At 61.2% G+C, this 6,049-nt stretch carries 2 protein-coding genes and 2 rRNA genes; all 4 read left to right on the forward strand.

The features are described 5' to 3' along the window. The first annotated feature begins 145 nt into the window (after window positions 1–145). A 5S ribosomal RNA gene (gene rrf / locus IP92_RS29725) occupies window positions 146–258 on the forward strand. Window positions 259–735: 477 nt separating this feature from the next. Next, entirely contained in the window at window positions 736–3,066 is a 2,331-nt protein-coding gene (locus IP92_RS29730; RefSeq protein ID WP_145882340.1) for a penicillin acylase family protein, read from the forward strand. Between the two features lie 111 nt (window positions 3,067–3,177). After that, window positions 3,178–5,520 (forward strand): penicillin acylase family protein, encoded by a 2,343-nt coding sequence (locus tag IP92_RS29735; protein ID WP_158206793.1) that lies wholly within the window; start codon window positions 3,178–3,180, stop codon window positions 5,518–5,520. Window positions 5,521–5,908: 388 nt separating this feature from the next. After that, a 16S ribosomal RNA gene (locus IP92_RS29740) occupies window positions 5,909–6,049 on the forward strand; the annotation flags it as partial.

Below are 6,049 nucleotides of genomic sequence, written 5' to 3' on the forward strand. Positions count from 1 at the left end.
CTAACTGATACTAATTGCCCGTACGGCTTGTCCCTATAACCTTGACGGTTATGGTGCATTTACTCTGATGAGTACCCCAACTTTACTTCTTCCGGATTGAGCAGTGACGTTGCCCCATTGGGAACGGCACTGCGTACAAGTCATGCCTGATGACCATAGCAAGTCGGTCCCACCCCTTCCCATCCCGAACAGGACCGTGAAACGACTTTGCGCCGATGATAGTGCTGCAACCAGTGTGAAAGTAGGTTATCGTCAGGCTGTTATTTAGAAAAGCCCCACTGACATGTGTCAGTGGGGCTTTTTGCTTTGAGCTTCGCGATGCCGGCACCGCGGGGTGCTCGGCCGGGCACTGCCCGACCTCGCTACCGAGAAAAGCCCGCTGCGTGATCGCAGCGGTTTTTTTCATTTGCGCTACGCGCACAAAGTCCACCGCTCAGCCAGATTTCCCTGGCTTCGCCTGGTGGGCTTTTTCATCGCGCTCGGGCTTTGCAGCCTTGATCGAGGCGCATGGTCAGGGCGTCTGGGCCGGCATGTTGACCGGCGCACCCCCTGCAATAACCCCACAAAATGCTCAACAATCGGCGGCAGCCGATCGATCATTCTATACACACAAGCCTCCCGCCTCTCTGTGTTGTAGAAAAAATATTTATTTGGGAACTGCGCAGTATCAGTGGCTCCGCTGCTGATATCCTCCTCGGATAAATTTTTAATAACTAAACTACTCCTGGAGGCCTGATGAAACTCTCGACTGTCGCCTTGCTGGGCGGTACGCTACTCATTGCCGATTATGCTGCGGCCGGTGTGCAGGCTGACATCACCCGTACCAGCCGCGGTATCGTCCATGTCAAGGCGGCGGATTTTCGCAGCTTGGGGTATGGCACGGCCTATGCATACGCGGAAGACAACGTGTGTATGCTGGCCGACACGCTGCTGACGGTGCGCGGCGAACGCTCGCGCTATTTCGGCGGCGATGCGCCCGCCACCAGGCCGCGGAACGGGGAATATGGGGCCGGACTCGACCTGTTCATGAATCTCCCGAACGAGCAGAGCGATTTCTTTTTCAAGGGTTATCTCGACCTCAATGAATTGCGGGCCAGTTATGCGGCCGGTTCGTCAGACGTGCGTGATTTGCTCGCGGGTTATGCCGAAGGTTATAACCGCTTTTTGAAGGATCGGGCCGGCAAGCTGCCGAAAGCATGCAGCTACGCGGCCTGGGTAAAGCCCATCACCGTCGATGATGTTTATCTTCTCATCGCCGAGAAGGCATTGCACGCGAGCGGCGAAGCGTTTTCCGCCGCGGTCGTGGCCGCGTCTCGGGATCCGGCGGAGCCGGTTACTCTGGCACGGACGATGCCCGCCGCCGTCACAGCTATTCCAAGGGGTATTCCCGCCGGCGTCGGCAGCAATGCATTGGCAATCGGCAGCGCGGCCAGCGCGAACGGCAAGGGCATTCTCCTTGGCAATCCTCACTACCCATGGTCGAGCACGGATCGCTTCTATCAGGTGCACCTGACGGTACCTGGGCGCTACGATGCGATGGGGGCGAGCCTGAGCGGCCTGCCGGTGGTCAGCATTGGCTTCAACCGGAATCTGGCCTGGTCCCACACCGTGACCAGCGCGATGCACTTCACAACGTTCCGCCTTGCCCTCGATCCGTCCGACCCGGCCGGGACGACGTATTACTACGATGGCGCGCCACGCAAGATGACGGAGCGGAAAGTCAGCGTCGACGTGCTGCAGCCGGACGGTTCCTTGGTCAAGAAAGAGCGTGCGTTCTACTTCAGCCATCAGGGCGCCGTCATCGTCATGCCTGACTCGGGAATCGGCTGGACTGCGGACAGCGCTTTCGTGCTGGCCGACGCGAACCGCGCAAACACGCGGCTGGCCGAGCAATGGCTGAAGATGGGGCAGGCGAACGACGTGTCGGCGCTGCAGAGTGCGATCCACGCCGTGAAAGGGCTGCCGTGGGTGAATACCGTGGCTGCCGACCACCGCGGCGACGTGCTGTACATCGACGGCAGCGTCGTACCGCATATGACGACGGATAAATTCCTGTCCGATTGCCTGCTCGTGCCACAGCTGTTGGCCTTCGATGGCACACGGAGCGAATGCGGCTGGGGGCAGGATCCTGACTCCCCTGCAGGCGTGTTCGGCGCAGCCAATGCTCCGGCTACCGTGCGCAAGGATTATGTCGCCAACTCCAACGATTCTTATTGGCTGTCCAATGCGAAGGAACCCCTGATGGGCCCGGCGCCGTATGGGTACTCGCCGTTGTACGGCGCGGTCGGCGAACCGCAAACGCTGCGCACCCGCATCGCCTTCAAGCAGGTCGAGGGCATGCTCGCCGAACGGCAATTCCTGCGCCCGGACGATGTGCAACAGCTGATGTTTGCGAACCGCATTTACGCGGCAGAGCTCGTGATGCCAGGGCTGGCGCGCGCCTGCCTGAAGGCGCTCGACCTGCGCTTGCTGATCTCGTGCGCCACGCTGGCCACGTGGGACAAGAAGGCAGACATCGACAGCCGCGGCGCCGTCCTGTTCCGCGAATTCTGGAACGTGGCGCGAACGATTCCCGATCTGTGGTCAACGCCGTTCAACCCGGCCGATCCCGTCAACACGCCGGCCGGCGTCTCGCCCGCTGCCGACGCCGCACTGCTCGATGCGCTGCGCAAGGCGACGGAGCAGCTGCAGGCAGTGGGCGTGCCCGTGTACGGCAAGCTGGGCGACTATCAGACTGAGACGCGCAACAACAAGCGTTACCCGCTGCACGGCGGTATCGGCGACGAGGACGGCTCCTTCAGCTCGCTGCACATGCGCGGTACGCTGACGTCGTCCGGTTACCGCGACGTGGACTGGGGCACAGGCTATATCCAGCTGGTGGGCTTTGAAAACGACGGCCCGGTGGCCAAAGGCTTGCTGGCATACGGGCAGTCCGTCGATCCGCAGTCGGCGTACTACGCGGATCAGCTGCCGCTGTTCTCGCAGAAGAAGTTGCCGGCGCTGCCGTTCACGGAAGCGCAGATCCGTGCCCAGCGGATCAGCCATCAAGTGCTGACGGCAAAATAAACGGTGGCGACCAGCATCCGGCATACAAGTGCCGGATGCCCGATTGAGGGTCATCAAGGCCCCGGATGAGTGCTTCCCCATGATGGGCCGGATGTCATGGGGAGCGCATTCATGCGGATAATCCTGCTCGTATTACTGTCCTGCCTGCTCCTCGCAGGCTGTAGCGATGACGCCGGTCCGCGACAGGCGCCTGTCACGCTGTCCGCCGACATCACGCGCACTTCCTACGGTGTCGCGCATATCCGCGCCAACGATTTTGCAGGTCTCGGCTTCGGCCTCGCCTACGCATATGCCCAGGATAACGTCTGCATGCTGGCGGACTCCTTTCTCACCGTGCGCGGCGAGCGTTCGCGCTACTTCGGCGGGGAGGCGATGGCAACGGCCGGCACGGCTGGCGAGTACAGCGTCCTCGTCGATTACCTGAACCTGCACAACTTCGCGCTCCGCAACGAGGACAGCGACTTCTTCTTCAAGGCCTACCTGGATCCGGCGCGATTGCGTGCGTCGTATCAGTCCGCGAGTGCCGAGGCGACGGCGCTGCTGGCCGGCTACGCAGCCGGATACAACCGCTACTTGCGGGAACGCGGCGGCGACCTGCCCGCCGCTTGCCGCGGCGTGCCCTGGGTCAAGCCGATCAGCGTGGAAGACGTGTATTTGCTGATCGCCGAGAAGGCCCTGCATGCGTCGGGCGAGCTGTTTGCACGCGAGATCGTCGCCGCCGCGCGCGATGCGCCAGGGTCTCCAGCTCCAATACAGGCATCTCTTGCCAAGTGGACGAACGAAGGCCTGGGCAGCAATGCGATCGCGCTGGGTGGCGATGCGACTGTCGATGGCAGGGGAATGCTGCTCGCTAACCCGCACTTTCCCTGGTTCAGCAGCGATCGCTTCTACCAGGTACACCTGACGATCCCGGGCACGTATGACGTGATGGGCGCCAGCCTGGGCGGGCTGCCGATCGTCGTCATCGGTTTCAACAAGGACGTGGCGTGGACCCATACGGTCACGACGGCGGCGCACTTCACGACGTTCCGGCTGCCGCTCGATAAACGGGACCCGTCCGGCGGAACGTACCTCATCGACGGCCAGCCGCTGCGGATGACGGAGCGCGCGGTCGACGTCGACCTGTTGCAGCAGGACGGGACGCTGCGAACGAAGCGGCGTGTCTTCCGCGAGTCAGGTCTCGGCATGCAGATGGCAATGCCAGGCATACCGCTCGGCCCGGACGACATCCTGGTACTGGCCGATCCAAATCGCGACAATACGCGGCTGATCGATCAATGGATCGCAATGGGGAAGTCCGACAGCGTCCAGGCACTGCAAGCCTCACTCGCGCGCGTAATGGGACTGCCGTGGGTGAACACGGTGGCGGCGGATCGCCATGGGAACACACTCTTTGCCGACTACAGCGTTGTGCCACACGTCAGTCCAGCGAAGTTCGCTTCTGACTGCCTGTTGTTCGCGCCGCTACTGATGCTCGACGGCGCCCGTACGAGCTGCCATTGGGGAAGAGATCCCAACGCGCCGGCCGGCATTTTCAGTGATGCCAGCGCACCCGCCATGGCGCGCCGAGACTATGTCGCCAATTCCAACGACAGCTATTGGCTGACCAACAGCCGTCAACTGCTGACGGGCCCGCCGCCTTACGGGTATTCCCCCTTGTATGGGGCCGTTGGTGTGCCACAGCATCTGCGTACAAGGCTGGGCTTCCTGCAGCTTGACGAGCGGCTGGCGCAGCGGGGACGTCTCGACATCGTCGACCTGGCGGAGCTGCTGTTCTCCAATCGGGTTCACGCGGCGGAACTGGTGCTCCCGGACCTGCTGGCCGCATGCCGCGGTGTTACCGACGCCACGACGGTCGCCGCATGTGCAGTACTGGGCGGCTGGGATCGGAAGGTGGACCTGCAGAGCAGGGGAGCAATCCTGTTCCGGGAGTTCTGGTTGCATGCGTCCGCGCTGCCGGACAAGTGGGCCATCCCGTTCGACCCCGGCGACCCAGTGCGCACCCCGCGCGGTGTTGCAGCGCAGGCGGTCGCGCCGATGCTTGTCATGCTGAAGGAAGCGGCGCAGCGCCTGCTGGCCTTCGGCATCGGACTGGACGCTCCACTTGGCCAATTCCAGAGCGAAACGCGCAACGGGCAGCGGTATCCGATGCATGGAGGGATCGGCGACGTCGACGGCGTGTACAACGCACTGCACATGAAAACGGGCTTGAGCGAGCGCGGCTATGAAAACGTGGCGTGGGGAACGAGCTATATCCAGCTCGTGCGATTTGATGAGGCAGGCCCCGTCGCGCACGGCCTGCTCGCGTACAGCCAGTCGACGGATCCGACGTCCCCATACTATGCGGACCAGCTGCCACTGTACTCGGCCAAAGCCCTGGTGCTGCTGCCGTTCACCGACGACCAGATCGCCGCGGACGGGAACTATCGCCGGATGACGGTGTCGAACGATTAGGCCTTGCGGACGTGCTCTGCGTTTGCTATAGTTCTGTCCCTCGCAGCAACGCAGCTGTCACGAAAGTGAAACAAGCAGCTTGATGTGAGAAAGATAGAAGCTTGACGAAACGCACGAAACACCGCATAATCTCGCTTCTCTGCTGCTGACAAGCACAACGATTTGTCAAGGGTTTAACCCGAAGCGCGGCAAGGCCTGTAAGGGCAGAATTCTTTAACAATCAACAGTCGATAAGTGTGGGCGTTTGATGATGTGCCCTGAACTTCGGTTCAGATAGCTCAAAATATATAGCATCAAACGCTCGCACAAAATAAACGTAATCATCTTCGGATGATTCGTCAGTATTTTGAGTGAGTGACCCTAGCAGCAATGCTAGAAAACAGAGATTAAACTGAAGAGTTTGATCCTGGCTCAGATTGAACGCTGGCGGCATGCTTTACACATGCAAGTCGAACGGCAGCGCGGGCTTCGGCCTGGCGGCGAGTGGCGAACGGGTGAGTAATATATCGGAACGTGCCCAAGAGTGGGG

It is taken from the genome of Pseudoduganella flava (assembly GCF_007830495.1).
Taxonomy (GTDB): Bacteria; Pseudomonadota; Gammaproteobacteria; order Burkholderiales; family Burkholderiaceae_D; genus Rugamonas; species Rugamonas flava.